Origin of the sequence: Kitasatospora sp. NPDC017646, from assembly GCF_044329365.1 — a bacterium.
Classification (GTDB): Bacteria; Actinomycetota; Actinomycetes; order Streptomycetales; family Streptomycetaceae; genus Kitasatospora.
The window spans coordinates 1-3,590 of sequence record NZ_JBIRJC010000115.1 but is presented as its reverse complement, the minus strand read 5'-3'; the positions used below and the strand labels follow the sequence as shown (position 1 = coordinate 3,590).

General features: G+C 69.1%; 6 protein-coding genes and 1 pseudogene. 6 read left to right on the top strand and 1 reads right to left on the bottom strand.

Annotated elements, in window-relative coordinates:
* From ACH4J0_RS42915 to ACH4J0_RS42890, 6 genes and pseudogenes are all read left to right on the top strand, one after another.
* The coding region (locus tag ACH4J0_RS42915) for an integrase core domain-containing protein (protein WP_396246621.1) at positions 1-279 on the top strand (279 nt) is incomplete at its 5' end.
* A 30-nt stretch (positions 280-309) separates the two neighbouring features.
* Positions 310-540, top strand: a pseudogene (locus ACH4J0_RS42910) (Asp23/Gls24 family envelope stress response protein); the annotation flags it as partial.
* Between the two features lie 47 nt (positions 541-587).
* Positions 588-767 carry a hypothetical protein gene (locus tag ACH4J0_RS42905; protein ID WP_396246620.1) on the top strand — a complete coding sequence of 60 codons (180 nt, stop codon included), beginning with the start codon at positions 588-590 and terminating at the stop codon, positions 765-767.
* Positions 764-1,141, top strand: coding sequence for an Asp23/Gls24 family envelope stress response protein (locus ACH4J0_RS42900; protein WP_396246619.1), 378 nt, complete (start codon positions 764-766; stop codon positions 1,139-1,141). The genes ACH4J0_RS42905 and ACH4J0_RS42900 overlap by 4 nt, the downstream gene beginning before the upstream one ends.
* A 25-nt stretch (positions 1,142-1,166) precedes the next feature.
* Positions 1,167-1,859 (top strand): DUF6286 domain-containing protein, encoded by a 693-nt coding sequence (locus ACH4J0_RS42895; protein WP_396246618.1) that lies wholly within the window; start codon positions 1,167-1,169, stop codon positions 1,857-1,859.
* Entirely contained in the window at positions 1,856-2,455 is a 600-nt protein-coding gene (locus ACH4J0_RS42890; RefSeq protein ID WP_396246617.1) for an alkaline shock response membrane anchor protein AmaP, read from the top strand. The genes ACH4J0_RS42895 and ACH4J0_RS42890 overlap by 4 nt, the downstream gene beginning before the upstream one ends.
* A 256-nt stretch (positions 2,456-2,711) precedes the next feature.
* On the opposite strand, the gene ACH4J0_RS42885 is transcribed toward ACH4J0_RS42890, so the two are convergent.
* On the bottom strand, positions 2,712-2,876 hold the full coding sequence (locus ACH4J0_RS42885) for a hypothetical protein (protein ID WP_396246616.1): 165 nt from the start codon (positions 2,874-2,876) through the stop codon (positions 2,712-2,714).
* Positions 2,877-3,590: the final 714 nt, after the last annotated feature.

Here is a 3,590-nt window from a genome sequence, read left to right as displayed (position 1 = left end):
TGCGACAGGCTCGGCGTCGTCCAGTCCATGGGGCGCGTCGGGTCGGCACTCGACAACGCCGCGGCCGAGAGCTTCCACTCCACGATCAAGGTCGAGTACATCCACCGACATCGCTTCGCCATCCGGACCGAGGCCCGGTTGAAGATCGCGACCTGGATCACGGACTTCTACAACACCCGCCGTCGGCACAGCGCGGCCGGCGGCCTGCCACCCGTGGAGTTCGAACGGATCATCAGCAAGACACGAGCCGAAGCCCGTCAGGAGGCCAAGGCCGCATAGCGGAGGACTCCACGGTTACAGGGGATTGACACCCAGGGCGTGAAAGTGGAGGTGGGCGAGCGCCAAGCCGCCATTGACCTGGATGTCGTGGTCGAGTACGGGCCGTCCATCGCCGACCTGGCCGGGGAGGTACGCGTCAGCGTGATCGACGCGGTGGAGCAGATGACCAGCCTGGAAGTCGTAGAGGTCAACGTGACAGTCGACGACGTGCATCTGCCCGAGGACGACGAGGACTCCCGAAGCGAGAGCCGCGTGCAGTGACATCCCCGCACCTGTCAGGCGCGAGCGAAAGAGAACGGTGAGAAAGCATGAGCGCTGCGAAGGTGGGCCTGCTGGCAGGCATCGCATTGGGATTCGCCGGCTTCTTCGGAGGCTTCTGGGCGTTCCTCCTGACGGCCGTACTAGGTGCCGTCGGCCTGGCCATCGGGCTGATAGCAGACAGCGACACCGCGATCGCAGAGATATTCCGTCCCCGGAACCGAACATGAGCCACCCCCTCCCGCCCCAGCGGCACCCGGCAACACCACCACGGCCAGACGCACCGCACCGCGGCGCCACCGTCATCCCCGACCGGGTGGTGGCCCGGCTCGCCGCGCATGCCGCCCACCAAGCGCTGGCCGGCCTCGCCGAGAAAACCGCCGCCGCCTCGGCTCCCAGCGCGCAGGCCACCGTCCGGGCCGGTACCGCCCGCCTGGAACTGACGGTCGACCTGCCGTACCCGCTCGACATCCTCGCCACCGCCCGCACCGTCCAGCACCACGTCACCGACCAAGTCGGTCGCCTCACCGGCCTCCTCATTGGCGAGGTATCCCTGACCGTCCGCCATCTCCATGTGGCGAACTCACCGAACCGAGTCCGCTGACCTGAGAGCGAAGGAGGACCATCAGATGACACCGGACCCTCCGCCTACCACGCCTGCGCGCCCCGGCGACTCCACGGCCACTTCGCCCGCCGAAGACCTCTCTGCCGGCGCCACCGCCCCGAACCCTTCCGCCCGGGCGGAAGGAAGGCGGCGCCCGCATCGCGAACGGTCCGCGCGGCGCTGGCCAGCCGCCGTCGCGGCCGCCCTCATCGCCGCCGGCACGAGCCTGCTCCTCTACGACCTCTGCACGGTCCGCGCCGGCCACCGTGCTGCCACCTGGCGCATCAGCCTCGCCCACGAACTCGCCACCCGCCCCATCGACGACGTCTGGGTGGTGCTCGGGGCCACCGTCGCCGCACTCCTCGGCCTCCTGCTGCTCCTGCTCGCTCTCACTCCCGGCGCCAGCCGACTGCTGCCAATGCACACTCCCGCCAGCGACGTCCCCGCCCGTGCCGTCCTTCAGCGCAGCAGCGCACAAGCCGCCCTCCGCGACGCCGCCTGCCACGTGCCCGGCGTCACTCGGGCCCGCATCCTGGTCAACTCCCGGCGCATCAACGCCCGCGCGAGCGCCCGCTACCGCGACCCACGCGAAGTCCACGATGACCTGACACACGCCCTGACAGCGGCCTGCGCCGACCTCGGGCTCGCCCGGACCCCACGCGTCACAGTCAGCGTGCACATGTCCCCTAAAATCCCAGCACGAAGGCCGCGGAGATGAAAGCGCTCACCGCGACGAACCGCACTCTCCTGGCGCTCACCGGCCTGATCCTGCTGGCCGGCGGCCTCCTCACCCTCATGGGAGGTCTGGATCTGTACCGGCGCTGGCACCTCACACCACCCGAATACTGGCCCCTCACCGCACCCACCGACGTCCTCCTGCCCACAACCGACCGCACCCGCTACACCACGGACAGCTGGTGGTGGCCGACCCTCATCACCACCCTCACCATCATCGCCCTCCTCGCCCTGCTATGGCTGCTGGCCCAGCTGCGCCGCCACCAGCCCCGCACCCTGACCCTCGACCCCGCCTCCTCCCACCCGCCCATCAGCCTCCACACCCACGCCCTCGCCCAAGCCGTCGCCACCGACACCGCCCGCCTGCCCGGCATCGACCAAGCACACGCCCGCATCACCGGAACCGCCACCCGCCCAGAGCTGTCCCTGCACCTCACACTCGACCCCGCCGCCCCGCCCGCCGCCACCCTGCAGGCCGTACACGACGGCCCCCTGACCCGTCTGCAGACATCCCTGGGCGGCCTACCCGTCCGCACGCACCTGCGGATAGCCCACCACCGCACGCGCCACCTCGACTGAAAGACAGCCGAGACCAAGAATCCGCGAAGAATCGGGTCATAGGTCATAGGTCCCGCCACCGGACCATCTACCCCACGACCCGCTCGGCGACCGCGAGTTCCTCCCCCTCGGCCCTCCGCTGATCCAGCTTCACCAGCCGTTCTTACCGCAGAGGCCGACAACGACCGCCGGAGCCCGGATCGGCGCGGCCGGGACAGCACCAGTGCACTCCCTCCAGGCAGCACCAGCCGAATCCGACCAGTGCCCCAACCTGGCATCAGCGCGCCCCGCTGCGCACCCGGCCCAGGCGCACCCCCGCCAGAACCAGAGCGACGATGAACAACACCACCCCGATCACCAGCAGCCACAGCAGCCCCTTCACCAGTGCCCCGACAAAGCCGAACACCACAGCAACCAGCACGATGAACAGGAACATTGCCATCCCAGACCACCTCTTCCGTTCCCCACACGCCCGACGAGGCGCACCGCCTCCGCCTACCGCATCGAACCGCCGCGCCGACGGGCGCCTGCCGCGTCCCACTTCGAAGGGCCAAACCTTCATCTCTTGCACAGCATTGCTTCCAGAACTTCCTACATGCAGTTCCTTTCACATTCGCGGCACACGGGTTGTCGGATTTACCGGCCGCCCGAAAATGGCCGCTGAGATGCGGAAACGCGCGGACGCGGCCGGGAGCGGCGTGGTACCTACGGTGGTACCCACGATGCCGCCTACGGTGCTGCCGGCGGTGGTATCTACCTCGGTGAACCACAGATTGCCGTCCGAGCCGGCGGTGACTCCCAACGGGAACGCGCCGGAAGTCGGCAGCGCGGGCGCCGTCCGGGCCGGCGGTTGGGAACAACCCGGTCCGGCCGGCGAACGCCTCGGCCTACGGGGTGCGCAGCACGGAGTTCCAGGCATAGCGCCCCGTCAGCGTGGCGTCGGCCCGTACCCGGTTCGGGTGGGCCGTTGCTGTGACCTGTGGTGGGGAGTTTCGGCGGGGCGGAAGTCTCCGGGCAGGCACGCCGTCTTCTGAGTGTGCGACACGCCGCATTCGGAGCAATGGGTTGTTTCCATCCTGAATTCGCAGGTCATGGGCCTGGCGTGAGCTGGTGGTGAGGTACTCACGCTGATGGCTGGCGTGATCGTCTTGCGGAG